Here is a 25,231-nt window from a genome sequence, read left to right on the forward strand (position 1 = left end):
CATTCATCGCCTATAATTCTTGCAAAAGCTGATTGATTTGTGCTTTTAATTCCGTAAGGTCACCACTGTTATCTAGCAATTTGTCAGCATAAGGCTTTTTAGCTTCTGTCGACATTTGGCTAGCCATGCGTTTTTTAGCTTCTTCTTTTGAGAAATGATTACGCATCACCAAACGCTCCAATTGTGTTTTCTCATCAAGATGAACCAACCAAATATCATCAAACCACTCCATATAATCATGCTCAATCAAAAGCGGAATATCCATAAAAAAGACATCTTGAGTCTTAGCTAGTTCATCTCGTCTTCTAGCCAACTCTTCTCGGATAATACCATTTTGCAGACGCGACGACTTTTCTAGCATATCTTTACTTGAAAAAATCAGCTGCCCTAATTTTTTACGATCGAGTTCACCATTTTCTTGAAGAATCTCACTGCCAAGCCAGTTACAAAGGGCTTGATAAAGTTTTCCACCTTTCGCCTGAAGTTCGTGAACCACCTGATCAGCATCAATCACTTGATAGCCATGTTTTCTGATTTCAGCAACAACGGTTGACTTTCCAGAAGCAATCCCGCCTGTAATTCCAATAATTTTTGTCATCGTTTTTGACAAGCAGGACAAAAATGCGTCCCGCGACCTCCTACTTTTATTTTTTCAATTGGTGTGGCGCAACGCGGGCAGGGCTCATCCGTTTTTCCGTAGACTTGTAAATACTCTTGCATTGTCCCATTTTCACCAAGCGCATTTTGGTAAGTCCTGATAGTTGAGCCGCCTTTTTTAATCCCAAGTTGTAAGATACGGATAATCTCATCGTGAAGCAAATTGATTTCAGCTTTTTGAAGACTATTTGCTTGGCGTTCAGGATGAATTTTAGCTGCCCAAAGTACCTCATCCACATAAATATTTCCAAGACCAGCCACCAAAGTCTGGTCTAAAAGATAAGGCTTTATGAGTTTTTTTGAAACAGACAATTTTCGAGCAAATTCTGCCACATCAAAATCTTCCTTAGTCGGTTCAGGACCTAATTTTCTTTTTTGGAAATAAGCCACAACCTGACTTTTAGCTATTAACTCCATGGTTCCAAATTTCCGAACATCCTTATAAACCAAAGTCGACCCATCATCTAAACCAAAAAAGATATGAAAATGTTTATCCTCAGGAACCTGGTGTTCAAACAGCAAATATTTTCCTTCCATTCTCAGATGAGAAATAATCACTTGCTCATCTAGGTTCAGCAGCAAGTACTTCCCACGTCTACCAATCGACTGAATGGTTTGACCAAGTAAATCAGACTCAAAAGCACTTAAATCCGTTTTAACCATTTTCGGCACACGAACATCAACCGATACAATTTTTCGCCCAACAATCAAACGCTCAAGACCACGACGAACAGTCTCAACCTCAGGTAATTCCGGCATAATAATACGATACCAAGCCGTTAAGCGACTCAAAGAAAAATAGGAAATGGGACGACGGTGATAAACACCTAGTCACCATTTATCTTTTTTCAAAGAGTCGTAGGCGGGTTCTAGTCAACCAACCGCTTGGCGCTCCTTTCTAAATATTATTTGAAAAGAGGAGGTGCTTAAACGACACCTCCTAATTAAATGACCTATTAATATTCTTTCTCGTTGTAACCAAAGTCAGCGAGGTCAAGTTTTTTATCACGCCAGTTTTTCTTAACTTTAACCCAAGTTTCAAGATAAACCTTGTCACCAAGCATAATTTCAATATCACGGCGAGCCATTTTACCAATCTTCTTAAGCATAGCGCCTTTTTTACCGATGATAATACCTTTTTGGCTGTCACGTTCAACCATGATTGTTGCACGAATGTGAACCTTGTCTGTCTCTGGATCACGTTTCATTGAATCAACGATAACTGCAACAGAGTGTGGCACTTCTTGTTCGGTCAACTTCAAGATTTTTTCACGAATCATTTCTGATACCAAGAAACGTTCTGGGTGGTCAGTGATTTGGTCTTCAGGGAAATATTGGAAACCTTCTTCCAAATTATCTTTTAAGATATTAAGAAGTGTTTCAACATTGTTTCCTTGAAGAGCTGAGATTGGCACAATTTCTTTGAAATCCATTTGACTACGGAAATCATCGATTTGTTCCAAAAGTTGGTCTGGGTGAACTTTATCGATTTTGTTGATAACCAAAATAACTGGAATTTTGGCAGCTTTCAAACGTTCGATAATCATGTCATCACCTTTACCGCGTTTTTCGTCAGCTGGCACCATGAAAAGCACTGTTTCTACTTCACGAAGTGTGCTGTAAGCAGACTCAACCATGAAATCGCCAAGTGCTGTTTTTGGTTTGTGAATACCTGGTGTGTCGATAAAGACGATTTGTTCGGTATCAGTTGTGTAGATACCCATAATTTTATTACGAGTTGTTTGAGCTTTGTCGCTCATGATAGCAATTTTTTGCCCCATCACGTGGTTCAAGAATGTTGATTTACCAACATTTGGGCGACCCAAAATCGCTACGAAACCTGATTTAAACATAAGATATAAAGGACGTCAAACGCCCCTACTCCTTTCAATTTCCTATAAAAATAATGTTAGTGACTTCCAAAAATCAAAGCAATAATTTTTGGCACAAAAATAATCAATCCTGTCACCACAGCATAAGCAGATACTACTAACACAGCTCCTGCTGCCATGTCTTTGGCATTTTTTGCTAGCATTGAAAAGTGATAATCACTAGCAAGGTCTACCACATTTTCAATCGCAGAATTAATCATTTCCAAAGTAATGACTAAAAAGATGGCTAAAAATAAGAATAACCATTCCATCGCCGATAAACGAAAAACAGCTCCTGCTAAAGTCGCTAAAATAGCTGATACCATGTGTTTTCGCATATTTCGTTCTTCCTTGAATGCTGTAATAATCCCAGTTATAGCAAATTCCATACTCGACATCAAGGTGCGATTTTTCCACTTTTTAGGTGAATTATTGTCTCTTAAGTCCATAGGCAGTCAAAATTTCTTCTTGTAAAGTAAACATTTCTTTTTCTTCTTCAGGTGTATAGTGGTCATAACCATTAATGTGTAAGAAACCATGCACCGCTAAGAAGCCCATTTCACGTTCAAAAGAATGACCGTATTCTTCTGCTTGTTCACGCGCTTTATCAACTGAAATAAAGAGTTCACCGATATAAGCATCAAATTCATCTAGCATTTCAGCTAATTCAGGATTTTCAGCCAAATCTTCTTCTGAGAATGACAAATCTGATTCAGGTTTATATTCTAAACTGATGACGTCAGTTGGACGGTCAGTATCACGATATTCCAAATTCAATTCATGACTGCGTTCATTTGTTACAAAAGTCACAGCCATTTCTTTATTTTCTTTACCAGTCTTTTCAGCAGCAAATTGTAATAAATCCAAAGTTTGGTTTTTGATTTCTTCTGAAACTTGACCAGTTTCATCTATCATTTCAACGTACATATAAATCTTCTTTCAAATCTAATTATATCAAGCATATTATACCATATTACAGATAACAGCGCCATTTTAGCCTCTAAGAAAGTTTTTGAGTACAAAAAGAAGTAGCCTGAGGGAAAAGCTACTTCTTAGGGAAAGGAGTTAGAATTGAGATAAGGACAATTATTTTAGCCCATCTTTATTATAGTTTCCAGATTTTACAAGGTTAAATCCGTCACTATAAGGAAATTGGTTGCTTGTTCCAGGTTGATTAAAGATGATTTTTGCATTTACATCAGCATATTCTTCTGGGAGATCGAGGTAGAAATTACCAGCATCATCTTTAGTCATTTGTGTTCCTGGCCATACACCTAGAGGATATTGAACAGGATTTCCATAGTAGAGGTAAGCATTCGCACTATCCCAACCACCAGGGTTATCAAAGGTTACACGAGTTTTTCCTGCTGGCACATCAGGCATCAAGCCAGCTTTTGAGTACAAGCCTTCTGCTTTGAAATCAAAACCTTCATTTTGTGGATATTGTGAGCCTTGATTATTTGTGAAGATAACTTTCACACCTTCTTCAGCATATGAAGCAGGAACTGTGATTGAATAGCGACCTGATGCTTCTTTAGTCATCTTAGTTCCAGGCCATGCGCCAAGAAGTTTATTATCTTTTGCTGAATACATGTAAGCATAAACATCTGACCAATTATCTGGGTTTTGGAAGTAAATGTTAGTCTCAGCACTTGGGTCTTTCATTGTGAAAGTGTATGTCTTCGTTGTTGATTGACCGTCAGCTCCTGTTGCAGCCAATGTTAGAGTAGTTGATTGACCAGCTTCAAGTCCTTCACCAACAGTGACTTTATCACCGTCTTTATAAGCCACCTCTTGACCATTACCAAGTTTGTATGTCGCAGAGTCAGCATTTTTAGCTTTCAATGTTACTTCTGTGGCTTTAGAAATGCTATTGTTGCCTTCTTTGTAACCATCAACTGAAACTTGAGCTGCTTGGCTAGCTTGGTCATCATACAAAACAACGGCTGAGCGTGATGGAACGCTACCTGTAATACGACCATTTGAAACATTAAATTGTCGACCAGAAACCTTGTCAGTGTATGTACCATCAGCCAAATTAGTTTCAGAATTAATTTGTTTGTCGCCGTCAACAAGGTTCACAATAACAGCACCTTTTGTGCCACGTTCAATCATTGCAACTTGTTCATCACCACCAGGATTACGAAGGTATTCTGATTCTCCAACCATGGCATTATGGAATTTATTAACAGCAGTCACTGTCGCGTCTTTGTAAAGATTGCTACCTGCATCACCAATTTGTGATTGACCTGGGAATCGCGTGCCATTACCACCACCGACTGGACGTGAGAAGAACAATGGTGTTCCTTTAGCGCGAGCTGTAATCATAGCCCATCCAAGACGAATATCACTATCATTCATCCAAGTTGATTCTTGGTCATCATTTGCATAATTGTCATGTGATTCTACCCAGGTAACAAGATTTGCTGCATCAACGCCTGAAACTTGATAATTCATCAAATTTCCTGCTGAGATATGACGGTCTTTTAGCGCTGAACGGATTTTTTGACCGTAATTTGAAGCAGTGATACTCATCAACTTACCGTATCCAGCATCATTTGAAACATCATCCTGCAAAATTTCTCCGTACTGGAACTCAGAACCGTTGTTCAAAATAACATTCCAGAAGTTACTGCCGTATTCGCCTGGCAATTCAATGTGTTTTGCGGCATCATAGCGGAAACCGTCCGCACCATCAGCTACTGCTTGTTTCAAATAATTCAACAAATATTGTTGGACATATTCATTTTGAGTATTCCAATCATAAAGTGTAAGAAGTGCATTTTGAGTAACATCGTAGCGATTATGCCAATCAGAAATGAGAGTGTTTCCGTGTGTCCAGTTAGGGATGTTTTTGATTTCTTGACTGATTTGATTGTAATCTGAAGTTGTGTGGTTTAAGACGGCATCCACAATAATTTTAATGCCGTATTGATCAGCCACACGATTCATTTCTTTAAACTCTTCTTCAGTACCTAATTGATAGTTACCGATTTTATAAATAGTTGGTTGGTATTGATAGTACCAATTTTTTAAACTCTTATTTCCGCCTTCGCCAGCTACAACAGTGTTGATTGGGGACGTTTGAACACTTGTGTAACCTGCGTCTTTAATGGCTTGCATATTATCTTTAATGGTATTGAAAGACCAGCACCACGCATGAAGTATCGTACCATCTTTCATTGACACTTGTTCATCTGCATTAACGACTTTGACTTGAACTAAGCCGCCAGCACCAATAGCTGTTAAAATAAGCAATGAACCTAGACTTTTTTTCATCTTCTTTTTCAAATTTACTTTATTCTGAAATGTCATGGATAATCTCCTAAAAAGATAAATTAAAATACGCAACCGTTTTCATTGAACTGTAAAAAAATAAGCTAGAACGACGTGCGAAACCTGCCCAATCAATCACATACTGTTCTGCTAATTCTAAAATAACACTGCTATTATGATTAACGTATAAGCTGTCCTCCTAAACACTTTTTATTTTGCAATCGGTTGCATATCCAATAAAAGTATAACACATTTTTATGAAAACGCAAACAAATAATGACAATTTTTTGATAATTTAATCGAGAATGTGGTAAAAATTTTAAAACTAAAATTATTTTTTGATTTGAAAATGTTGAAAAGTCACCCATTTTCCATTAAATTGTTTTGCGTTCGGGATACGCTCTACTTCCACCATGCCGATTTTACTCAATACTCGCGCCGAAGCTGGATTTTCAACAGCACAATAGCCATTAACTTCTTTTAGCCCTAAACCTTCAAAACAAAAGTCGACAATTTTTTGACTAACTTCAGTCGCAAAACCTTGTCCCCAAAAACTTTTGTTGATGATATAACCAATTTCTGCACTGATACCATCAGACCAATTCATAATATCAATTGTACCGATGAATTCAGATGTTTCTTTTAAAACAATGCCATATCTGCCAAGAGGATTTCTTAAATAAACATCCTCAATCACTCTTTTAGTTTCTTCAATACTTTGGTTAGCTGGAAAGTCCCATCTAGTATTTTCTTTATCAGAGGTGTAAGAAAACATAGCACTTGCATCAGCCATCGTAACGGGCCTTAACAAAAGTCGATTTGTTTCCATTGTTTTATTCTTTTTTAATTCTTCTTCAATCATCTCTTACCTCACTTTATGACCAATTTTCTCACATTTTATCATACAAAAAAAGAGGTTAAAAAATTAACCTCAAATTTTTTCCATGTTTGCATTGATATTGAAAAGCAGAGTCTGAAATTCATGTGCTAGTACTTTAGCTTGTTCACTCATTTTAACGAGCAATTCAGCTTCTTCATCACGTTCGTACGCTTTGTATTCAGCTTTATCTAGAGCTTCTAGTTCTTGACTTAGCTTGTCAGCTTGATTTGTCAATTTGACACTAATTTTATTCAACTCTTCAAGTGAAGTACCATTACACATAACCTTCTCCTCCGAAAAAACTAATTTATAAATTTAACAAAGTGTTTTATACCTAAATCCTAAATTTTTATTACAAATCCCCCGATATATTAGATATTTTAGCATAAAAATTCAAGCTTCAAAGTTATTCGCAAATATGAAAATTTTATTTTTACAAAAAAATCACACACCATCTTGGTGCATGATCATTGGATTATTCTTTTTTATCGCTAGCAGGTTGACCGATAGTTTCATAGCTTGCAAAGCCTGATTCTGTAGCAGTTTCAGCTGTTTTTTCAGTTGAATGGTGACCTTGCTTTCTTTCAGCATCTTTTTCATAAGCATTGATAATTTCAGCAACTACTGGGTGACGAACCACATCACTTGCTGAGAAATGAACAAAATCAATTTGCTTAATGTGTTTCAATTTTTCAGTAGCATCAATAAGACCTGACTTGACTTTCTTAGGTAGGTCAATCTGGCTTGTATCACCATTGATAATCATTTTAGAGTTGAAACCAAGACGTGTCAAGAACATTTTCATTTGCATGATTGTCGTATTTTGTGCTTCATCTAAAATCACAAAAGCATCATCAAGTGTTCGACCACGCATGTAAGCAAGCGGAGCAATTTCAATAATATCTCGCTCCATCAAGCGTGTTGTTTGCTCTTTTCCTAAAATTTGGTAAAGTGCATCGTAAACTGGACGAAGATATGGATCAACTTTTTCTTTTAAGTCACCTGGCAAGAATCCTAGACTTTCACCCGCTTCGACTGCTGGTCGTGTTAAAATGATACGTTTAACTTGACCACGTTTTAAAGCCGTTACTGCCAAAGTAACCGCAAGGAAGGTTTTACCAGTACCAGCTGGTCCAATACCAAAGACCACATCATGTGATTTAACACTGTCCGCATAAACTTTTTGTCCAAGTGTTTTTACACGAATCGGTTTTCCAGAATTATCTTTAATGATCTCTTCTTCATAAAGGGCAACAAATTTGTCAATAGAGCCATTTTGTGCCATAGAAAGAGCCGTTACCACATCAGATGTATTAACTAACATGCCACGAGAAACCAAAACTAACAAAGCTTGAATCGTTACACGAGCTAACTCGACACTTTCTTTATCATCTCCCAAAATCTGTACACGCTCTGTGCGGGCATGAATAATCACACCAAGATTTTCTTCAATTAATTTCAAATGGCGCTCATTTGAGCCAAACAGCGCTAGCACATCATCAGGATGATTTAAAGTAATTTCAACAGAATGCTCTTGCAAATAGAGTCCCTCTTTCTTGTGTTTGATAAGCCTATTATAGCTTATTTAAAGCAAAAAATCACGACTTACCGTGATTTCCTTTATGATTTAAAAAATCCATTATGCTTAGTGAGCAAGATAATCTTCCCAAATTTTATCAAATTCGCTAAGATTAAACGCAAAATCAGCCTCATCTTCTAGATAGCGACTAATCGTTTCAAAATTATCGGTGTGCTTTGGAAATGTTGTATCTTCAAAAACAAGGTCAGCTAAAATCGCTACAGGCTCATGACTTTTTGGGTTACGTTGCGTCATCAACCAAGTGTAAAATGACTTTCTCATTTCCAATTTTCCTCCAAAAATGCATGTCTGATAGCGCTACTTTCAGCGTAGTGTTCAGGATTTTTCTTGTAAAAACCTTGGTGATAATCTTCTGCCACATAAAATGGTTGGACGGGTTCAATAGCTGTGACAATCGGATCTTTGAATCGACCTGATGCTTGCAATGCTGCTTTTGAAGCTTCAGCGATTTCTTTTTGACGGTCATCACTGTAAAAAATAACAGGACGATAATTGTCACCACGATCTTCAAATTGCCCAAAAGCATCGGTTGGATCAGTCTGTGCCCAATAAATCTCTACCAAATCACCATAAGAGATTTTTTCTTCATCAAAAATAATCTCAACCGCTTCAGTATGTCCAGTCTCATGCGCCTTAACTTGCTCATAAGTCGGATTTTCCACATGCCCACCAGTATATCCAGAGCGAACTGACAAAATACCATCTTGTTCTTCAAATGGTTGCACCATACACCAGAAACAACCACCCGCAAAAATCGCACGTTCCATTCTATAACCTCCAAAAATCTAGTGAATCTATTATATCAAAAAAAATATCCAGTGGATATTTTTTCACGAGCCTGAAAATTAAAAAGCGAGTTATATCCTGTGGATACTTTTGAAATGAAAAAGACTACGACTAATTAAAAAACTAAATCGCAATCTTTTTACCATTAATCCTCGTTTTCGATTAATTCTGTACCGAATTGGTCTTGTTTCACTTTACGTGCTTTCATCAAGCCACCAAGTGCTTTTTTAAATTGACCTTTAGAAATACCAAATGTTGCTTTGATATCTGCTGGAGATGATTTATCGTTTAGTGTCATAAAGCCACCATTTGATTGCAAATAAGTTAAAATCATTTGTGAATCATTTTCAAGCATTTCAAATGAACGTGGTTTTAATGACAAGTTAAGGGTGCGGTCAACTTCACGGAATCCAATAACACGTGCAGTTACTTCTTCACCAAGACGTGGTTCCGCGTAGCGCTCACTTGGGTGAATAAAGCCAAGCATGTTATTATCTGGCAAGTAAACAAATGTTCCAGATAATTTCAAACGGTAAACAATGGCACGCAATTTTTCATTTTGCATGTTATTGTAAGCTGGTCCAGCCATTTTTTGGAAAACTTCAGGTTGTGCTGGAATTGCCCAGATACGGTCTTTTTTATCCACGTCAAGATGAACATAAAGTTTATCACCTTTTTTAGGCCAAAGTTCTTTCATATCAGGCAAGACGTCAAGTGACACAACAAATTGTTTGTCAGCAAGACCTGTATCCAAAAAGACACCCAAATCGCGGCGAACTTCCGTGACAACACCCCAACCGTAGCTAGTACGAGTTGTGGCAACTTCCGCTGTTGTCATACGAGCTTTTTGGTGCATATCAGTGTAGACAAATCCTTTGACCATATCACCAATCTTATGTTCACCTTCAGCCTTGTCTAACATAAAAGTCACGCCATCTTTTTGTACAAAATACGCTTTCGCATTTTCGTCAATCACAAGTCCTGTGATGACAGTGGCAAGTAAATTATTCATTTATTCTTCCTTTATAAAAGGGCTGAGACAAAAGTGCTCAGCCTCATTATTTATGCAATTGTAATAATCAAGGCGCAGTGGTTGAGTGGATTCTAATGCGCTGATAAATCAGCTTTTACAACCCTACTCAACTGTGCGGGGGTGGGACGACAAAATCGAATTTCTTCGAAATTACCGATTTTTGTCCCACTCCCCCTAACCTTTTTTCTTATTAATTAGACTTCAAGCAATTCTTTTTCTTTGTTTGCTGTCATAGTGTCGATATGTTTAACAGCTTCATCAGTTGCTTTTTGAATGTCTTTTTCAAGAACTTTCAATTCGTCTTCAGTGATTTCTTTAGCTTTTTCTTGTTTTTTAGCTTCGTCCATAGCATCACGACGAATGTTACGGATAGCAACTTTAGCATTTTCACCGACTTTTTTAACGTCTTTAGCAAGTGCTTTACGAGTTTCTTCTGTAAGGGCAGGAATAACCAAGCGGATTACTGAACCGTCATTAGCAGGGTTAATACCAAGGTCTGAAGCGTTGATTGCGTGTTCGATATCTTTCAATGATGATTTATCAAATGGAGAAATCAAAAGAACACGTGCTTCTGGAACTGTGATAGAAGCCAATTGGTTAAGTGGTGTCATTGCTCCATAGTATTCTACTTGAATGCGGTCCAAAAGTGATGCATTTGCACGACCTGCACGAATTGAAGCAAATTCACGTGCTAATGAACTGTGTGATTGTTCAAAGCGTTCTTTAGCTTTTTCGATAATAGCATTAGCCATAGATTTTATTAATCCTCATTTCTTGTTTTTTGGGAAATAGCAGAGCTGACAATTAGTTGTCGTGGTGTTCAGCTTTATTTGAAACGGTTGTACCGATAGCTTCACCAAAGACAACACGTTTAATATTACCAGCTTGGTTCATGTTGAAGACAACCAAATCAATATCGTTGTCCATTGAAAGTGTTGATGCAGTTGCGTCCATGATTTTAAGACCACGTTTGATGACTTCACCGTGTGTCAATTCATCAAATTTGACAGCATTAGCATCTTTCTTAGGATCGGCGTTGTAAACACCGTCAACACCATTTTTAGCCATCAAGATAGCTTCAGCGTCGATTTCAGCGGCACGAAGAGCAGCTGTTGTATCAGTTGAGAAGTAAGGTGAGCCGATACCAGCAGCAAAAATCACGATGCGATTTTTTTCAAGGTGACGAAGCGCACGACCACGGATGTATGGTTCAGCAACGTTTTGCATTGGGATTGATGTTTGAACACGTGTATCAACACCATTTTGTTGAAGGCTATCAGCCATAACAAGAGCGTTCATAACTGTTCCAAGCATACCTGTGTAGTCAGCTTGAACACGGTCCATACCAGCTGCAGCAGCTGGTTCACCGCGCCAAAGGTTTCCACCACCAATAACCAAAGCAATTTCTACACCTGAACTATGTACTTCAGCAATTTCTTTTGCGATAGTTTTAACAGTTTCAATGTCGATTCCGACACCTTTTTCACCAGCTAACGCTTCACCAGATAATTTAATTAAAATACGTTTATACTTAGGTTCCACTTCAAGTTACTCCTTTTTTTATCTTTATTATTTTAACATAATTTACCTATTTTACCTAGCAAAATTCGTTGAATTTTGAAAGATTAAAAACAGATCAACTATGTGATTCAAACAGATAAATCATTTCCCTTTTCATTTCATTAGAAAGATCACACAGCCCATAAAAAAATCCGTTTCAAAGAAACGGATTCTTCATTAATGTATCAATTAGAATGAGCTTGGATCTACTTTGATACCTACACCTTGTGTAGTAGTGATTGACAAGTTAGTCATGTAAGTACCTTTAGCAGTAGCTGGTTTAGATTTTACCATAACTTCGTGGATAGCTTTGAAGTTTTCAACCAATTTGTCTGCGTCGAATGATACTTTACCGATGATAGCTTGTACGTTACCTGCTTTGTCAGCACGGTAAGTGATTTTACCACCTTTAGATTCTTCAACTGCTTTAGCAACGTCCATAGTTACTGTACCAGTTTTAGGGTTTGGCATAAGGTTACGAGGTCCAAGGACACGTCCAAGACGTCCAACGATAGCCATCATGTCTGGTGTAGCGATAACTACGTCAAAGTCAAGCCAACCGTCGTTGATTTTAGCAACAAGATCGTCTTCACCAACGAAGTCTGCACCAGCAGCTTTAGCTTCTTCAGCTTTAGCACCACGTGCGAATACAAGAACACGTTGTGTTTTACCAGTACCGTTTGGCAATACCATTGCACCACGGATTTGTTGGTCTGCTTTACGAACGTCAATGTTAAGTTTGTATGCAACTTCTACAGATGCATCAAATTTTGCGAAGTTAGTTTCTTTTGCAAGAGCTACAGCTTCTTCTACGCTGTAAGCTTTAGTGCTGTCGATTTTTTCAAGTGCAGCACGCATTTGTTTGCTTTTTTTAGCCATTTAAAATTCTCCTTGTAATGTGGTCATATCGATTTGATTTAAAATCTCCCACGTCACTCATCAAATTACGATGAAGTCTTGCGGGTCTAGCGTGAATTAATCTCAACGGTACAGTGTGTTTACCTCAATTAATCCACTAATTGGGTTGCTATTGATTAGTCAACAACAGTGAATCCCATAGAACGAGCAGTACCTTCAATCATACGCATTGCAGATTCAACATTTGCAGCGTTTAAGTCTGGCATTTTAGTTTCAGCAATTTCTTGTACTTGTGCACGAGTAACTGTTGCAACTTTAGTTGTGTTAGGTGTTCCTGAACCTTTTTCAACACCTGCAGCTTTTTTCAAAAGAACTGAAGCTGGTGGTGTTTTAGTTACGAAATCAAATGATTTGTCTTCATATACTGAGATAACAACTGGGATGATCATACCAGCTTGATCAGCTGTACGAGCGTTGAATTCTTTAGTGAATCCCATGATGTTGATACCTGCTTGACCAAGAGCTGGTCCAACCGGTGGAGCTGGTGTAGCTTTACCAGCAGGAATTTGAAGTTTAACAACTTTTTCGACTTTTTTAGCCATTTATAAAATCCTCCTGTTGTGGTTTTGGCGGTAATTAAGATTTTTACCTCCCACAGATATGCTCAATAGCATACTCATCAATTATACATTAATTTAGAGAAAAAGCAAGGAATTTGCATCAAATATTTCCTAAAAAATGCTTGATGTGACAAGTTTTAGCTTAGTTTTTAAAAGCAAGCACTTTCAACTTTTTGATTCGGCTAAATTTCCTTTACTAGCTTGATAAAAAATTTAAAAGTATTTTTCAAGAAAAATCTTCTAATCATTTACTTCTTCAAACTTTCAGTATAAAATATAAGACATGATGATGTACAAATTATTTTCCTTTTCTTTTATCTTTTTAACACCTATTTTTGCTTATATTCTTGTTAAATTTTTCAATTTAAAACGTTTTGGAATTCTCTTTACTGACCTTGCTTTTCCACTTTTTGCGTTTGAGATTGCTTTGGTCGTTAATAAATTTTTAGATAGCAGTGTTTTCTTTTACTATTTAATCTGTTTATCCTTACTGGCGCTTAGCTTAACCGCATTTTTCTTAAAGAGAAATCACTCATTTTCTTACCGTCGTTTTGGTAAATTTTTCTGGCGTTCAGGTTTTATCGTCACATTTATTTTTTACATTATTGTTTTAATTTTAGTTTTTACACTTGCATAATAAAAACGTTAACCTTCTGGCTAACGTTTTTTTATTGTGCTTCTGGGTTTGGATTGGTCATTAGAACTTTACGTGGTTTTGTTCCTTCGGCTGGTCCGATGACTCCTGCTGCTTCTAATTCATCCATCAAGCGAGTCGCACGGTTAAATCCGACTGACAAACGACGTTGGAGCATTGAGGCGCTTGCCTTTTGAGTTTCAAGAACCAAAGCTTTAGCATCTTCAAAGAGTGGGTCACCTTCTTGTGAGCCACCGCCTCCACCTGATTTCAAATCAGATTCAGACACTTCACCTGGATCAAAACTATCATCGTAATCTGCGTCAGCTTGATTTTTGATAAAGCCAACAATACGTTCAACATCATCATCTGATATAAATGAACCTTGCAAACGAACAGGGTGATTTTCATCAATTGGTTTAAAGAGCATATCACCACGTCCAAGAAGTTTTTCAGCACCATTTTCATCTAAAATCGTACGACTATCAGTTCCTGATGATACGGCAAAGGCTACACGTGATGGCACGTTTGCCTTAATCAAACCGCTGATGACATCTACAGATGGACGTTGTGTCGCAAGAATCATGTGAATACCTGCTGCACGCGCCTTTTGTCCCAAACGAATAATCGCATCTTCCACTTCTTTGCTGGCAACCATCATCAAGTCAGCAAGTTCATCGACGATAACCACGATAAGTGGCAATGGAATTTGTTTTTGCTCTGACTGTGCATTAAATTCTTCAACCTTGGCATTGTATCCTGCGATATTTCGCACACCAAAATGACTGAAGAGTTCGTAACGATTTTCCATTTCATCAACCACTTTTTGAAGCGCACGCGCTGCTTTTCGTGGATTGGTTACCACAGGAATTAGCAAGTGTGGAATGTCATTATAAACAGACAACTCAACCATTTTAGGGTCAATCATCATAAACTTGACTTGGTCTGGGCGTGCTTTCATCAAAATACTTGCAATGATACCGTTGACGGCAACAGATTTACCTGAACCTGTAGAACCTGCCACAAGTAAGTGAGGCATACGAGCGAGGTCAAAGGTACGAGCAGTTCCATTAACAGCCTTACCAAGTGGGACTTCAAGAAGTTTATTTGGATCTGTGTCTGCTTGTTCCCAAAGCTCACGGAAAGTAACTGTAGCAATCTCTGAGTTTGGTACCTCAATACCAACTAACGATTTACCTGGAATCGGTGCTTCAATACGAACGTCTTTTGCTGCAAGGGCCAGTGCTAAATCGTCAGCCAAGTTTGAAATGCGGTTAACACGCACACCAACGGCTGGTTTCACTTCGTATTTTGTAACTGACGGACCGATTTCAGCTCGTTCAACCTTGACATCAATTCCAAAACTATTAAAGGTATCTTCCAAGACCTTGATATTTCTACGGACAATGTTTTTTTCTTTTGACTGATTCTTCGGCTTATCAGGTGCAAATAAATCAATGGTAGGAAGCTTATAAAGAAGATTTGCCTTAGCTGTGAAATCAACTTCCAATGGTTCCCCATCATCTTCTTGATCAAGCATTTCTTGCTCAGCTGGTGTCACTTCTGGTTCAAGATTTTCTTCAGAAGCTGCTTCTTTCAAACCTTCTGGCACATGCTCATAAGCCAAAATTTCAGGTTCAACTGCAGCATTTTCAGCTGGAATATTGTCAAACAACGATGCTTCATTGTCATCTGGACCATCTAAAATCTCACCAGTCTCTTGATCAACCGTCAACTGAGCCAAACGTTCTTCTTCGGCTTTTTGAGCTTTTTCTTGACGTTTTTGCTCGGCAAGCGCACGTTTTTCCTCACGTTTGACAAAGCGTTTTTGCTTTCTGATTTCATGTTTGGCAGCCCACTCTTGTGATTTTTCTTTGAAGAAATCAATGAGGTCATAAACTTCCCAAGGACTCATCAAAAAGAGTCCAAGAATGATGAAAAGTCCCCCAATCAAAAATGTGCCAACATTTGAAAAAAGAAAAGCAACGGGTTTGTATAAAACAGCACCAAACATACCGCCACCAACAAATTTAGTGACTTTGAACTTGACCAAATCGCTAAAAATCAAACTAGCTGTTGTGGAGAAGATTTCCTTGCCACGAAAGGCTGATAGTGAAAAAAGGTAAGCATGCCATTCTAATAAGAGACCAATCATGGTCACCACAAAACCGCCAATAAGTCCAGCCTGCTTGTGAAACCACTTAAATCCAAGAAAATAGAGTAGGACTGCAACCATCAACACGTAAGCCAAGCTTCCTACTGCTAGTCTCACAAGATTGTAAACCGTTATCCCAAAGATTCCCAAGCGAGCCATCGCAAAGAAAAAAATAACCGTTGTCACAATTGCTAAAATAAAGCGTTCCAGTGCCTTTTGTTTTTTTATTTCTGCTTTTGTCGGTCGCCGTGTTTTACGACCTTTTCTTCTACTTTTTGATTTTGCCATACCCTTATTATAGCATTTTTTAAGCTTTTAGGTTATTAGCGTAGATTTATGATAAAATGAAATAGCTAAATAACTTCAATAATTTTATTGACACTTTGTCACCATAAGGATTTACTGATATGACAACTATTTGTCAATAAGGAGGTATCATGAAAAAACTATTGTCACTTGGTTTAACCGTCGTCTGCTTGGCTACTTTATCTGGTTGTGAAAACATGACCCGAGCCATTCGTGGAAATGATTATGTCGATGCTAAGACAGCAGCAAGTTCTTCTGCCGCGCAAGCCAGTGCCAGCGCATCATCATCAAAAGCATACCAAAAAAAGATTAAAAAAGCTCTTCAGGCAGATGCATCTGCTTTTCCTCAATTATCAACAGAGGTTGCTCAAAATGAAGCTGAAGTCATCATGCATACCTCTAAAGGTGACATTACCATTAAACTATTTCCAAAACATGCACCACTTGCCGTGGAAAATTTCCTAACTCATGCTAAGAAAGGCTACTACGACAGTCTTCTATTTCACCGCGTGATTTCTGATTTTATGATTCAGTCTGGTGACCCTAAAGGAAACGGCACAGGAGGAGAGTCTATCTGGAAAGGTAAAGACAAGAAAATCGATTCTGGTAATGGTTTTGCTAACGAAATCTCACCTTACCTCTATAACATCCGAGGAGCTCTTGCTATGGCAAATGCTGGTGCTGATACCAATGGTAGTCAATTTTTCATCAACCAAAATCCAGCTGACCAATCTAGTCAGCTCTCAAGCGACAGCTATCCAAAAGCAATCATTGACGCTTATACCAAAGGTGGTAACCCAAGCTTAGATAAAAAATATACTGTATTTGGACAAGTTATCGATGGTATGGATGTTGTTGATGCTATCTCTAAAGTAGATACTGATAGCAACGACAAACCAACTAGCGATATTACCATTACTAAGATTGACATTGTCAAAGATTACAACTTTAAATAATCCCTAAAAAATCAAGCTAGGACTTCCTGCCTTGATTTTTTTGCTTGTTTTCCTAAAATAATCCTATAATAACAAGCTTTCCACCTCACGGTTAAAAGATTTTTGCTATAATAGAAGAACAGAAAGCGAGATAAGATGACACCAAACAAAGAAGATTATCTAAAATGTATCCATGAACTAGGAGAAACTAAAACTAAGATAACCAATAAACGAATTGCTGCCTTAATGCAAGTTTCAGCACCAGCTGTAACTGAAATGGTCAAAAAAATGATTGCTGAAGGGCTCATCGTTAAGGATAAAGAGGTTGGCTACTACCTGACTAGAAAAGGCTTATTATTAGTCTCACAACTCTATCGTAAGCACCGCCTCATCGAAGTCTTTTTGGCTAACCACCTTCATTACAATGCCGATGAAATCCACCAAGAAGCTGAAGTCCTTGAACACACGGTCTCAACAATCTTCATCGATCGCCTAGAAGAAAAACTCAATTATCCTGAATTTTGTCCTCACGGTGGGACAATTCCTAAAAAAGGCGAACTATTGATTGAAGTTCACAACCAAACACTAAGCCAGATTGAAGAACTTGGCACTTATCAAATCAGCCGTACTCACGACGAAGCTCATTTGTTAAACTACCTTGAAGAACACGGCTTAGCAATTAACGATACTGTTGAATTGGTTAAAGTTGATGACTATGCTAAGACACATACTCTTGCCTATCAATCACGACAACTCGTGATTCCTGAACGAATCGCTGAACAAATTTATATTCAAAAAGTTGACTAAAATTCCATATTAAAAGCCTGAGGTACTTGCCTCAGGCTTTTTCTGACTTAAGCTAATTTTTCAAGAAATGTCATCAAGATTTTTGCTGATTGTTTACCAGCTTCCAAGATGAATTCATCAAATGTAATATTGGCATCATGCGCAGCCGTATCTGACATAGCACGAACAACGATGAATGGTTTGTGCAAATTGTGAGCAGCTTGCGCAATCGCAGCTCCTTCCATTTCAACAGCTTGAACTTCTGGGAAGCGTGCTTTAATCGCATCGATTTTATCTTGCCCAGCAATAAATGAATCACCTGTCGCAATCAAACCAATTTTGCTATCAATGTTAGCTTCCGTTAACACTTGTTCAAATGTTTTAACAAAGTTTTGGTCTGATTCAAAATAAAGTGGTTGCGCAGCCATTTGACCGTAATCATAACCAAAAGCTGTCACATCAACGTCGTGGTAGACTAATTTGTCAGCAACAACAACGTCACCAATCTTCAAACCAGAAGCTACTGCACCCGCTGAACCAGTATTAATCACAGCATCAACGCCAAAATGGTCAGAAAGAATGGCAACTGACATAGCTGACATAACTTTACCAATACCTGATTGAACAAGGACAACTTGATGGTTGCCTAGCTTACCTTCATAGTAAGTGTTTCCCAAAACATCATGTTCTGTTTTGTCACCAAGATTTTCAACAAGAAGTTTTAGTTCTTCTTCCATTGCGGCAATAATTCCAATTTTCATCTCAAAAATACAAGAGCAATACCAACTGTTATTTCCAAAGTTATTACTCCTGCTTCTCCTTCTAATTTTTATAGATTAAATACTGCGAAAAAGAGTGCAATCAATAAAACAACAACTACAAACATAATCATGTTAAGTTTTCGTTGAAATTTACTGCGTTTCGCATTTTCAATTCGACGACTTTTGTAAACATGCTGATCGTCTTTTTTGCGGTCTTTCCATTTGTCCAAAACACCACGAGAGTCTTCATAATCCTCATAAGGATCATAGCTAGTCAAGGTGTCATACTGGTCTGTTCGGATGACCTTCGTTTCTTCATCATCTTCTAAGTAATTATCATCATAAAAGATTTCACCACGGTTAGCACGTTCGATTATCTCGTCTGTTAAAAGTGGTCTACCCATTTTTTATCCTCCAAAATGCAGAGCATAATATTGAAGGGCTATGATTGTTTTAGCATCTTCGATTGCTCCAGATTTGACCAAATCCATGCATTCTTGATAGCTTAATTCAAGAATTTCTAAAACTTCATCATCATCTTGTGGTCGTGGATTTGGCACTTTTTGCAAATGAGTTGCTTGATAAAGCTTAATTTTTTCATTGCAAAAACCAATGGCAGTGTAAAACTCATGAATTTGTTTTAAATCGCCAGAGTATCCTGTTTCCTCTTCTAATTCACGCGCAGCGGCATCTTTCTCAGAGCCGTTTTCACCAATTTCGAGCTTACCAGCAGGGATTTCATAAGAAACTTTTTCAATAGCCTTACGATATTGTTTAACCAAAATAATTTTATTCTCATCAGTTACAGCTAAAACAGCAACTGCTCCGCGGTGAAAAATCAATTCACGTTTAGCTTGTCCTAGATTATTTGGTAACTCAACATCATCGACAACAACTTTAATCACATGCCCATCAAAAATCTCTGTTCGCTTGAGCGTTTTTTCTTCAAAATCCATACTAAGCAATCTCCCTTAAAATATTTCCACATTAAATTTTACTACAAAGTCCCAAGAATTGCTATTCCAATACGCTTAAACTGCTGAAATATCCGTGAAATCTACTTAATTTTTCTAAAAAATAGTAAAAGAGGGTGAGCTTGTCATCCTCTTTTCAAATGCCAAAAAGTTTAGCAAAAATGATTATTTTTTGTTATTTGGGTGGTGTGGTTTGTTAAGGGCATAACCTGCTTTATTAACTTGACGACCACGTCCAATAGCAAGAGCATCTTTTTCAACATCTTGATAAATTGTTGAACCAGCTGCTGTGAGGGCATTATCACCCAAAGTTACTGGAGAAATGATTGTTGAGTTACTTCCAACAAAGACATTATTTCCAATAGTTGTGTTGAATTTGTGTTGTCCGTCGTAGTTAGCAATAATAGTACCAGCTCCGAAGTTAACATCGTGTCCAGTTGTTGTATTTCCAATGTAAGTCAAGTGACCTGCTTTTGTTCCTTTACCAACTGTTGATGATTTCACTTCAACGAAGTTACCAACGTGAACTTTTTCTTCAAGTGTTGAATCAGGACGTACATGAGCAAATGGACCAATGGTAACACCATCTTTAACCACTGATTTTTCAATCATAGAGTTTGTGATAACCACATTTTCACCGATTGTTGAATCAACAAGGTATGTTCCATTTGTCAAAACAGAACCTGCGCCAACTTTTGTATTTCCTTTAAGGGTAACGTTGGCTTCAATCATCACATCAGGAGCGATTTCAACGTCAACATCGATGTAAGTTGCTGCTGGATTTTGGAAAGTAACACCATTAACCATATGTTTTTTGTTGATGCGACGACGCATGATATCTTCTGCAGTAGAAAGTGCCACGCGGTCATTAACACCAAGACTTTCATCAAAATCATGAAGAACATAAGCACCAACTTTTTCACCAGCGTTACGGAAAATTGAGATAACATCTGTCAAGTAGTACTCACCTTGAGCGTTGTTTGTGTTGATGTTTTTAAGAGCTTCAAATAAACGTTTGTTATCAAAAACGTAAGTTCCTGTATTGATTTCTTTAACTTGGCGTTCAAATTCAGAAGCGTCTTTTTGTTCAACGATTTTAAGCACTTCACCATTTTCGTTGCGGATGATACGTCCGTAACCAAATGGATTTTCAGCTGTTGCTGTTAAGATAGTCGCAACGTTTTTGTGGCTAACGTGAAACTCAATCAATTCTTTCAAGCTTTCACCAGTAATAAGTGGTGTGTCACCTGCAATAACAAGTGTTTGCCCTTCAAGACCAGCCAACTCATCTTCTGCCATCATGACAGCATGACCAGTTCCAAGTTGTTCAGTTTGCATGACAAATTCTGATTTGCCAGCTAAAACTTCACGAACCATTTCGGCTTTATGTCCAATAACAGTCACATTTTTTTCTGGATTCAAAGCTGATACCGCACGGAAAACGTGTTCTAACATGGTAATGCCAGAAACTTTATGAAGGACCTTAGGAAGGTCAGATTTCATACGTGTTCCTTTACCAGCTGCTAAAATAATTGCATAATTTGACATGATTTCATTCCTTAAAAAAATAGAGTAGATTTGTAAGTTAACTAAAAATTTTCAATCAACTTACACAAGCTACTCCATTATATCACATTTACCGCCTCAAGGCTTAATTTTATAGCATCTGCACCTTAACTACATGCTCTTAACAGCTGCTTCTAAAACTTCCATGACTAGACGGCTGTGGTCAAGTGCTAATTTTGTTGCTGCCATATCTTTGTGTTCGATAATGGCTTGAAAGGCTACAAACTCATCATGCATACGATGATTTAAGGAATTTTCGTTAATCATTGTCATACTTTGACCGTTTAGGGCTAGAGACAATTCTGGCATACTGTTGGTTGGACCAAGAACGGCAATCGACCCTTTATTTCCTTGAATAGTTGACTTGATGTCAGCACTACAATCTTTAGCACCAATACAAGCAGCCTTGAAATGTCCATAATCCATAATCAAAATTCCTGAAGTGTCCACATCGCGTTCAACATTTGCCAAGTACTGAACTTTTTCAGGTTTACCAAACAAACCAACCACCAAATGAATGTTATAAATATTGAGGTCACGTAGTGCTCCGCCACCTTTTGCTGGGTCAAATGCTGGCGCAATTTCGCCACGTTTAAAGGCATCGTAACGAGATGAATATTGTGAGTAATTGCACTCGACAATCTTGATTTCACCAAGTTTTGAAAGATTAGCTTTGATAGAAGCAAAATTGCCAAGGTATTGGTTGGTAATGGCTTCAAGCAAAATTCGATTTTTCTGCTCTGCAATTTTTGCCAAATCTTCGAACTCAGCCAAAGTCAGCGTAAATGGCTTTTCACAAATGACGTGTTTGCCAGCTAGCAAAGCTTTTTTAGCGTAGTCATAATGCAAGTGATTTGGAAGGGCAACATAAACCGTATCCACATCTGGATTTGCCAAAATGCTATCGTAGTCGCTGCTAGCTTGACTAATCGCATAAAGCTCAGCTAGCTTTTCAGCCTTTTCAATGCTGCGCGGTGTTGATAAAATCGCTGATAATTCGATTCCATTAATTTCTTTTAAAACTGGTAAAACCTCTTCAACGATTTTTCCTGTTCCTAAAATAGCTAATTTCATGGATTTCCTCCTAATTAATGTCTAAGCACAGTTTAACACAAGTTCGTTTTTCAAACTGATACTATAACAAGTAATTGTCATACTAAAGTGTGGGATAGACCACTTCAAATTCTTCAAGAACAATTTGACTATCACCGTTAAATGTCAGACCGTATTCATTGTAATAAGGTTTGAAAAAGTTCTCGTGGACATCACGCCAATAAGCTAATGTCCTATCACCTTCACCTTCTTTGAAAGCGTGCTCTGCTGACACCTGATTAAATGGCACAACAGAAACTTTCTTGATTTGAATGATACAAACTGCTTGGTCTTGACTGTCGAGAACCACATCATAAGACCCAACCTCAGGTAGCGGGTCATTATCAACAGCGTATAAATCATAAGCCGACGCTGTCGCTGTTTTTGTCCCGTCTAAAACCAATTGCGCTAATAAATCTGGCTGTGCTCCAAACTGCCAAGCATCAATGTCATCACCAATTGAGGGATTGATTTGCTTGTATTCATTCCATAGTTCTTGTGCGTTCATGTTCATCTCCTATTCTTTTCTGTCTTACTTCAATTACGAGTTCGACAGAGAGTAGCCTATGGTTTTCTCCTCTTCATTTTGAAGCCTCCTTTTTATGCCTCTACTTCAAACTCCAGCCGCCGTCGATTTTGATGATTTCACCTTGCATTGATGTGGCTTTTCCTGATGCTAAAAATTCTGTCAAGTCAGCAATTTCTTCAGGCTTGCTCCAACGTCCAATTGGTGTTTCTTGGGCGACCCAGTCAGCTAATCCTCCAGGTTCAAAATCACTAGCTGTCATGGCTGTCTTAACCGCACCTGGTGCGATACCAAACACTTGAATCTTGTCTTTGGCGTAGTCAAGTGCAAGCTGGCGCGTGAAACCTGCAAGTGCATGCTTACTAGCTGTATAAGCTGCTCCGCCCCCACCTGCGATAAATGAAGCAATCGAGCACATGTTAATGATAATACCTGATTGCCTTTCAACCATTTTAGCTAAATAATAGCGAGTGATTTTGACTGTCGCAAAAAAATTTGCCTGAAACACACGCTCGAGTTCATCATCTGACACTTCAAGCAGTGGCTTATAAGCGTCGAGAATTCCAGCGGTGTTACACAAGATGTCCACGTCCTGAACAAAGTCGTAGAGCGCAGCTAAATCCGTCGTCAAATCTAACTGTAGAAAATGAAAGTTATCATCGTGAATCTCAGGCGCTTGCGACTTATCAACGCCGTATACCGCGCAGCCATTTTCCAAAAAAAGTCGCGCTTGCGCAAGTCCAATACCTGAACTCACACCTGTGATGAGTACTTTAGTCATGAACTTCAACCCAGTCAGTAGCTAGGACGTCACACGGAGTTGGTGACCACATTGAAAAACCTTCGCCCTCACCTGATACATTGATGAGGAAGTATGGTGTCACTGGAAGTGCCACGCCGTTTTGTTCAATGCTATCAAATAACTGAACGTAGTTTTCTGCTCCGCCCCAACCAGTACGTACATATTTTTTCTTAGCCTTCAAACCAGGCAAAATTTCTTCAAAAGTCATTTTTCTCTCCTTGATAATTAATACCACTAGTATACCAAAAAACGAGCTCTAAGGCTCGTTTGGGTTATTATGATTATTTAAACTTCAAAATATGTGATTGTTTTAAAAATAACAGTATCCCAATACAAATCACAACGACTGGCAAATATTCTAAAAATGTATTCTGAACTCCAGTTAAATTAATAATCATTCTTAAAGTTCCTGAAATGAAATATCCCACTATAATTGGAATAAAAGGCTTAAATAAAATCTTTTTGACTGATATATATATCGCAACTGCACTTAAAATTAAAGCTAAAATAACACTAAACAATGGAGAGAGAGTCAAACTACTTACTGTAACGACATTTTCGAATTCATTTAGTAAGAAAACAATACCAACTATAAAAATTCCAAGCAGTGCATAAGTGGCTGAATTTAAGAACATATTCTTTCGGAAAGTGAAGTCATAAACAGTTTTTTTATAAAAAAGAATAAAAATAGCTAAAATGACAGCACCAAAAATGATACTACTCAAATATTCAACGACATTAAATGAAACTACCCCATTAGATGAGTAATCACCTAAAAAGTGTCCATAACAAATAACTGTGAAGAGAAAGATAAATAATTTTGCTATTGACACCTTAGAGGAAGCCTTTAAATTTTTAACGAGTTCATCTACCATTTTCTTGGGATTATCTCCAAAAAACTCTTTAGCAGTTAATCCGTCTTTCTCAGCATCTTTAAGGTCAAGTGCCAATTGAAAAATAAGTTCACGAACTGCATCTTCATCTCGTAAGATGGCAGAGTAGCGCATATAATCTTCAACTTTTTCAAAATATTCTTTGTCAAATTGCGAAAAACTCTCTACTACTTTTTGAGTTTCTTCGTAATAATTAATCATCTTTTCCATTATCATTCACCTCTAATTCTGATACCTTAGAAACTAAATCATGCCACTCTTTCCAAAAATCAACCAAATATTCTTCACCTTTTTCCGTTATTTGGAAATATTTTCTTGGTGGACCATCTGGAGATGGTTTCATTTGTGATGAAATCATTTCTTTTTTCTCTAATTTTTGTAAAAGCGGATAAACCGTACCACCAACAATATTGACAAATCCAGCAGTTTTTAAGTGTTGTACCAATTCATAGCCATAGATTTCTTCTTTTGAAATTATCTGTAAAACACATCCATCTAATACACCTTTTAAAAGTTGTGTCTCTCTCATCGTTCATCCTTTCACTAGTTTGTATTGCAAACTACATCTTATGCTCACATTATAATACTTTTTAACTAGTATGTAAAACATAATAGTGTTTTAAAAAGGAGTTTTTATTAAAAAAAAACGAGCCCTAAGGC

30 protein-coding genes are annotated in these 25,231 nt (G+C 37.7%); 3 read left to right on the top strand and 27 right to left on the bottom strand.

What is annotated here, in order from left to right:
* Nucleotides 1–10: 10 nt before the first annotated feature.
* From coaE to rplK, 16 genes are all read right to left on the bottom strand, one after another.
* Nucleotides 11–598, bottom strand: a complete 588-nt coding sequence (gene coaE, locus GPZ88_RS01925) for a dephospho-CoA kinase (RefSeq protein WP_158914319.1) — start codon at nucleotides 596–598, stop codon at nucleotides 11–13.
* Entirely contained in the window at nucleotides 595–1,416 is an 822-nt protein-coding gene (mutM, locus tag GPZ88_RS01930; protein WP_166043202.1) for a DNA-formamidopyrimidine glycosylase, read from the bottom strand. Before mutM ends, coaE begins: the two co-directional genes overlap by 4 nt.
* A 197-nt stretch (nucleotides 1,417–1,613) precedes the next feature.
* Nucleotides 1,614–2,510, bottom strand: a complete 897-nt coding sequence (gene era / locus GPZ88_RS01935; RefSeq protein WP_024343708.1) for a GTPase Era — start codon at nucleotides 2,508–2,510, stop codon at nucleotides 1,614–1,616.
* A gap of 56 nt (nucleotides 2,511–2,566) precedes the next feature.
* Nucleotides 2,567–2,977, bottom strand: coding sequence for a diacylglycerol kinase family protein (locus GPZ88_RS01940; RefSeq protein ID WP_004232870.1), 411 nt, complete (start codon nucleotides 2,975–2,977; stop codon nucleotides 2,567–2,569).
* Nucleotides 2,958–3,455, bottom strand: coding sequence for an rRNA maturation RNase YbeY (ybeY, locus tag GPZ88_RS01945; protein ID WP_021142888.1), 498 nt, complete (start codon nucleotides 3,453–3,455; stop codon nucleotides 2,958–2,960). The genes GPZ88_RS01940 and ybeY overlap by 20 nt, the downstream gene beginning before the upstream one ends.
* 159 nt (nucleotides 3,456–3,614) lie before the next feature.
* Nucleotides 3,615–5,843 carry a starch-binding protein gene (locus GPZ88_RS01950; RefSeq protein WP_166043204.1) on the bottom strand — a complete coding sequence of 743 codons (2,229 nt, stop codon included), beginning with the start codon at nucleotides 5,841–5,843 and terminating at the stop codon, nucleotides 3,615–3,617.
* Nucleotides 5,844–6,135: 292 nt separating this feature from the next.
* Complete coding sequence (locus GPZ88_RS01955) at nucleotides 6,136–6,666, bottom strand: GNAT family N-acetyltransferase (protein ID WP_027968465.1); 531 nt, start codon at nucleotides 6,664–6,666, stop codon at nucleotides 6,136–6,138.
* 69 nt (nucleotides 6,667–6,735) lie between these two features.
* Entirely contained in the window at nucleotides 6,736–6,966 is a 231-nt protein-coding gene (locus tag GPZ88_RS01960) for a hypothetical protein (RefSeq protein ID WP_039691622.1), read from the bottom strand.
* Nucleotides 6,967–7,159: 193 nt separating this feature from the next.
* Entirely contained in the window at nucleotides 7,160–8,224 is a 1,065-nt protein-coding gene (locus tag GPZ88_RS01965) for a PhoH family protein (RefSeq protein WP_021142893.1), read from the bottom strand.
* A 105-nt stretch (nucleotides 8,225–8,329) separates the two neighbouring features.
* On the bottom strand, nucleotides 8,330–8,545 hold the full coding sequence (locus GPZ88_RS01970; RefSeq protein ID WP_024343704.1) for a YozE family protein: 216 nt from the start codon (nucleotides 8,543–8,545) through the stop codon (nucleotides 8,330–8,332).
* On the bottom strand, nucleotides 8,542–9,051 hold the full coding sequence (gene msrA, locus GPZ88_RS01975; RefSeq protein ID WP_039696483.1) for a peptide-methionine (S)-S-oxide reductase MsrA: 510 nt from the start codon (nucleotides 9,049–9,051) through the stop codon (nucleotides 8,542–8,544). Before msrA ends, GPZ88_RS01970 begins: the two co-directional genes overlap by 4 nt.
* A gap of 164 nt (nucleotides 9,052–9,215) precedes the next feature.
* On the bottom strand, nucleotides 9,216–10,082 hold the full coding sequence (locus tag GPZ88_RS01980; RefSeq protein WP_074560733.1) for a CvfB family protein: 867 nt from the start codon (nucleotides 10,080–10,082) through the stop codon (nucleotides 9,216–9,218).
* A gap of 215 nt (nucleotides 10,083–10,297) precedes the next feature.
* The gene (gene frr, locus GPZ88_RS01985; RefSeq protein WP_004232884.1) at nucleotides 10,298–10,855 is read right to left on the bottom strand and encodes a ribosome recycling factor; all 558 of its coding nucleotides are present in this window, start codon (nucleotides 10,853–10,855) and stop codon (nucleotides 10,298–10,300) included.
* Between the two features lie 52 nt (nucleotides 10,856–10,907).
* Nucleotides 10,908–11,645, bottom strand: a complete 738-nt coding sequence (pyrH, locus tag GPZ88_RS01990; protein WP_166043206.1) for a UMP kinase — start codon at nucleotides 11,643–11,645, stop codon at nucleotides 10,908–10,910.
* A 207-nt stretch (nucleotides 11,646–11,852) separates the two neighbouring features.
* On the bottom strand, nucleotides 11,853–12,542 hold the full coding sequence (gene rplA / locus GPZ88_RS01995; protein ID WP_004232886.1) for a 50S ribosomal protein L1: 690 nt from the start codon (nucleotides 12,540–12,542) through the stop codon (nucleotides 11,853–11,855).
* 155 nt (nucleotides 12,543–12,697) lie between these two features.
* Nucleotides 12,698–13,123, bottom strand: coding sequence for a 50S ribosomal protein L11 (gene rplK, locus GPZ88_RS02000; protein WP_020917264.1), 426 nt, complete (start codon nucleotides 13,121–13,123; stop codon nucleotides 12,698–12,700).
* A gap of 301 nt (nucleotides 13,124–13,424) precedes the next feature.
* On the opposite strand from rplK, the gene GPZ88_RS02005 reads away from it, so the two are divergent.
* On the top strand, nucleotides 13,425–13,778 hold the full coding sequence (locus GPZ88_RS02005) for a DUF3397 domain-containing protein (protein WP_133017523.1): 354 nt from the start codon (nucleotides 13,425–13,427) through the stop codon (nucleotides 13,776–13,778).
* A 31-nt stretch (nucleotides 13,779–13,809) separates the two neighbouring features.
* Here the strand turns inward: GPZ88_RS02005 and GPZ88_RS02010 are convergent, their stop codons facing one another.
* The gene (locus GPZ88_RS02010; RefSeq protein WP_166043208.1) at nucleotides 13,810–16,218 is read right to left on the bottom strand and encodes a DNA translocase FtsK; all 2,409 of its coding nucleotides are present in this window, start codon (nucleotides 16,216–16,218) and stop codon (nucleotides 13,810–13,812) included.
* Between the two features lie 149 nt (nucleotides 16,219–16,367).
* On the opposite strand from GPZ88_RS02010, the gene GPZ88_RS02015 reads away from it, so the two are divergent.
* Complete coding sequence (locus GPZ88_RS02015; RefSeq protein WP_166043210.1) at nucleotides 16,368–17,192, top strand: peptidylprolyl isomerase; 825 nt, start codon at nucleotides 16,368–16,370, stop codon at nucleotides 17,190–17,192.
* 135 nt (nucleotides 17,193–17,327) lie between these two features.
* A complete protein-coding gene (locus GPZ88_RS02020) occupies nucleotides 17,328–17,978 on the top strand; it encodes a metal-dependent transcriptional regulator (RefSeq protein WP_074626336.1) in 651 nt (216 codons plus the stop codon).
* 47 nt (nucleotides 17,979–18,025) lie between these two features.
* Here GPZ88_RS02020 and GPZ88_RS02025 read toward each other — a convergent pair whose 3' ends face one another.
* The 10 genes from GPZ88_RS02025 to GPZ88_RS02070 all read right to left on the bottom strand — a co-directional run bounded on the left by GPZ88_RS02025 (nucleotide 18,026) and on the right by GPZ88_RS02070 (nucleotide 25,100).
* Nucleotides 18,026–18,718: a 5'-methylthioadenosine/adenosylhomocysteine nucleosidase gene (locus GPZ88_RS02025; RefSeq protein WP_166043213.1), complete on the bottom strand. Its 693-nt coding sequence runs from the start codon at nucleotides 18,716–18,718 to the stop codon at nucleotides 18,026–18,028.
* A 68-nt stretch (nucleotides 18,719–18,786) separates the two neighbouring features.
* Nucleotides 18,787–19,122, bottom strand: a complete 336-nt coding sequence (gene macP, locus GPZ88_RS02030) for a cell wall synthase accessory phosphoprotein MacP (protein WP_074479925.1) — start codon at nucleotides 19,120–19,122, stop codon at nucleotides 18,787–18,789.
* A gap of 3 nt (nucleotides 19,123–19,125) precedes the next feature.
* Nucleotides 19,126–19,674 (bottom strand): NUDIX hydrolase, encoded by a 549-nt coding sequence (locus tag GPZ88_RS02035; protein WP_074626332.1) that lies wholly within the window; start codon nucleotides 19,672–19,674, stop codon nucleotides 19,126–19,128.
* Nucleotides 19,675–19,857: 183 nt separating this feature from the next.
* The gene (gene glmU / locus GPZ88_RS02040) at nucleotides 19,858–21,240 is read right to left on the bottom strand and encodes a bifunctional UDP-N-acetylglucosamine diphosphorylase/glucosamine-1-phosphate N-acetyltransferase GlmU (protein ID WP_074965105.1); all 1,383 of its coding nucleotides are present in this window, start codon (nucleotides 21,238–21,240) and stop codon (nucleotides 19,858–19,860) included.
* A gap of 129 nt (nucleotides 21,241–21,369) precedes the next feature.
* Nucleotides 21,370–22,332 carry a Gfo/Idh/MocA family protein gene (locus GPZ88_RS02045; protein ID WP_166043215.1) on the bottom strand — a complete coding sequence of 321 codons (963 nt, stop codon included), beginning with the start codon at nucleotides 22,330–22,332 and terminating at the stop codon, nucleotides 21,370–21,372.
* An 82-nt stretch (nucleotides 22,333–22,414) separates the two neighbouring features.
* Complete coding sequence (locus GPZ88_RS02050) at nucleotides 22,415–22,858, bottom strand: ASCH domain-containing protein (protein WP_166043217.1); 444 nt, start codon at nucleotides 22,856–22,858, stop codon at nucleotides 22,415–22,417.
* Between the two features lie 100 nt (nucleotides 22,859–22,958).
* Complete coding sequence (locus tag GPZ88_RS02055) at nucleotides 22,959–23,657, bottom strand: 3-oxoacyl-ACP reductase (protein ID WP_166043219.1); 699 nt, start codon at nucleotides 23,655–23,657, stop codon at nucleotides 22,959–22,961.
* The gene (locus GPZ88_RS02060) at nucleotides 23,650–23,886 is read right to left on the bottom strand and encodes a DUF2829 domain-containing protein (RefSeq protein WP_004232906.1); all 237 of its coding nucleotides are present in this window, start codon (nucleotides 23,884–23,886) and stop codon (nucleotides 23,650–23,652) included. The genes GPZ88_RS02055 and GPZ88_RS02060 overlap by 8 nt, the downstream gene beginning before the upstream one ends.
* Nucleotides 23,887–23,959: 73 nt before the next feature.
* Nucleotides 23,960–24,781 (bottom strand): ABC transporter permease, encoded by an 822-nt coding sequence (locus GPZ88_RS02065; protein WP_166043221.1) that lies wholly within the window; start codon nucleotides 24,779–24,781, stop codon nucleotides 23,960–23,962.
* Nucleotides 24,765–25,100 carry a PadR family transcriptional regulator gene (locus tag GPZ88_RS02070; protein ID WP_166043223.1) on the bottom strand — a complete coding sequence of 112 codons (336 nt, stop codon included), beginning with the start codon at nucleotides 25,098–25,100 and terminating at the stop codon, nucleotides 24,765–24,767. Before GPZ88_RS02070 ends, GPZ88_RS02065 begins: the two co-directional genes overlap by 17 nt.
* Nucleotides 25,101–25,231 lie beyond the last annotated feature (131 nt).

Origin of the sequence: Streptococcus ruminicola (assembly GCF_011387195.1) — a bacterium.
GTDB lineage: Bacteria > Bacillota > Bacilli > Lactobacillales > Streptococcaceae > Streptococcus > Streptococcus ruminicola.

What these genes read in the sequence shown, in the direction of transcription:
- GPZ88_RS02035 (WP_074626332.1), bottom strand. Translation starts at nt 19,674, where the DNA reads ATGGATTTTGAAGAAAAAACGCTCAAGCGAACAGAGATTTTTGATGGG.
- GPZ88_RS02055 (WP_166043219.1), bottom strand. Translation starts at nt 23,657, where the DNA reads ATGACTAAAGTACTCATCACAGGTGTGAGTTCAGGTATTGGACTTGCG.
- GPZ88_RS02045 (WP_166043215.1), bottom strand. Translation starts at nt 22,332, where the DNA reads ATGAAATTAGCTATTTTAGGAACAGGAAAAATCGTTGAAGAGGTTTTA.
- GPZ88_RS01940 (WP_004232870.1), bottom strand. Translation starts at nt 2,977, where the DNA reads ATGGACTTAAGAGACAATAATTCACCTAAAAAGTGGAAAAATCGCACC.
- rplA (WP_004232886.1), bottom strand. Translation starts at nt 12,542, where the DNA reads ATGGCTAAAAAAAGCAAACAAATGCGTGCTGCACTTGAAAAAATCGAC.
- GPZ88_RS01980 (WP_074560733.1), bottom strand. Translation starts at nt 10,082, where the DNA reads ATGAATAATTTACTTGCCACTGTCATCACAGGACTTGTGATTGACGAA.
- GPZ88_RS01970 (WP_024343704.1), bottom strand. Translation starts at nt 8,545, where the DNA reads ATGAGAAAGTCATTTTACACTTGGTTGATGACGCAACGTAACCCAAAA.
- GPZ88_RS02020 (WP_074626336.1), top strand. Translation starts at nt 17,328, where the DNA reads ATGACACCAAACAAAGAAGATTATCTAAAATGTATCCATGAACTAGGA.
- coaE (WP_158914319.1), bottom strand. Translation starts at nt 598, where the DNA reads ATGACAAAAATTATTGGAATTACAGGCGGGATTGCTTCTGGAAAGTCA.
- GPZ88_RS02010 (WP_166043208.1), bottom strand. Translation starts at nt 16,218, where the DNA reads ATGGCAAAATCAAAAAGTAGAAGAAAAGGTCGTAAAACACGGCGACCG.
- GPZ88_RS02015 (WP_166043210.1), top strand. Translation starts at nt 16,368, where the DNA reads ATGAAAAAACTATTGTCACTTGGTTTAACCGTCGTCTGCTTGGCTACT.
- msrA (WP_039696483.1), bottom strand. Translation starts at nt 9,051, where the DNA reads ATGGAACGTGCGATTTTTGCGGGTGGTTGTTTCTGGTGTATGGTGCAA.
- ybeY (WP_021142888.1), bottom strand. Translation starts at nt 3,455, where the DNA reads ATGTACGTTGAAATGATAGATGAAACTGGTCAAGTTTCAGAAGAAATC.
- macP (WP_074479925.1), bottom strand. Translation starts at nt 19,122, where the DNA reads ATGGGTAGACCACTTTTAACAGACGAGATAATCGAACGTGCTAACCGT.
- GPZ88_RS02005 (WP_133017523.1), top strand. Translation starts at nt 13,425, where the DNA reads ATGATGATGTACAAATTATTTTCCTTTTCTTTTATCTTTTTAACACCT.
- GPZ88_RS02050 (WP_166043217.1), bottom strand. Translation starts at nt 22,858, where the DNA reads ATGAACGCACAAGAACTATGGAATGAATACAAGCAAATCAATCCCTCA.
- frr (WP_004232884.1), bottom strand. Translation starts at nt 10,855, where the DNA reads ATGGCTAATGCTATTATCGAAAAAGCTAAAGAACGCTTTGAACAATCA.
- GPZ88_RS01955 (WP_027968465.1), bottom strand. Translation starts at nt 6,666, where the DNA reads ATGATTGAAGAAGAATTAAAAAAGAATAAAACAATGGAAACAAATCGA.
- GPZ88_RS02065 (WP_166043221.1), bottom strand. Translation starts at nt 24,781, where the DNA reads ATGGAAAAGATGATTAATTATTACGAAGAAACTCAAAAAGTAGTAGAG.
- glmU (WP_074965105.1), bottom strand. Translation starts at nt 21,240, where the DNA reads ATGTCAAATTATGCAATTATTTTAGCAGCTGGTAAAGGAACACGTATG.
- GPZ88_RS02025 (WP_166043213.1), bottom strand. Translation starts at nt 18,718, where the DNA reads ATGAAAATTGGAATTATTGCCGCAATGGAAGAAGAACTAAAACTTCTT.
- GPZ88_RS02070 (WP_166043223.1), bottom strand. Translation starts at nt 25,100, where the DNA reads ATGAGAGAGACACAACTTTTAAAAGGTGTATTAGATGGATGTGTTTTA.
- GPZ88_RS02060 (WP_004232906.1), bottom strand. Translation starts at nt 23,886, where the DNA reads ATGACTTTTGAAGAAATTTTGCCTGGTTTGAAGGCTAAGAAAAAATAT.
- mutM (WP_166043202.1), bottom strand. Translation starts at nt 1,416, where the DNA reads ATGCCGGAATTACCTGAGGTTGAGACTGTTCGTCGTGGTCTTGAGCGT.
- era (WP_024343708.1), bottom strand. Translation starts at nt 2,510, where the DNA reads ATGTTTAAATCAGGTTTCGTAGCGATTTTGGGTCGCCCAAATGTTGGT.
- rplK (WP_020917264.1), bottom strand. Translation starts at nt 13,123, where the DNA reads ATGGCTAAAAAAGTCGAAAAAGTTGTTAAACTTCAAATTCCTGCTGGT.
- GPZ88_RS01960 (WP_039691622.1), bottom strand. Translation starts at nt 6,966, where the DNA reads ATGTGTAATGGTACTTCACTTGAAGAGTTGAATAAAATTAGTGTCAAA.
- GPZ88_RS01950 (WP_166043204.1), bottom strand. Translation starts at nt 5,843, where the DNA reads ATGACATTTCAGAATAAAGTAAATTTGAAAAAGAAGATGAAAAAAAGT.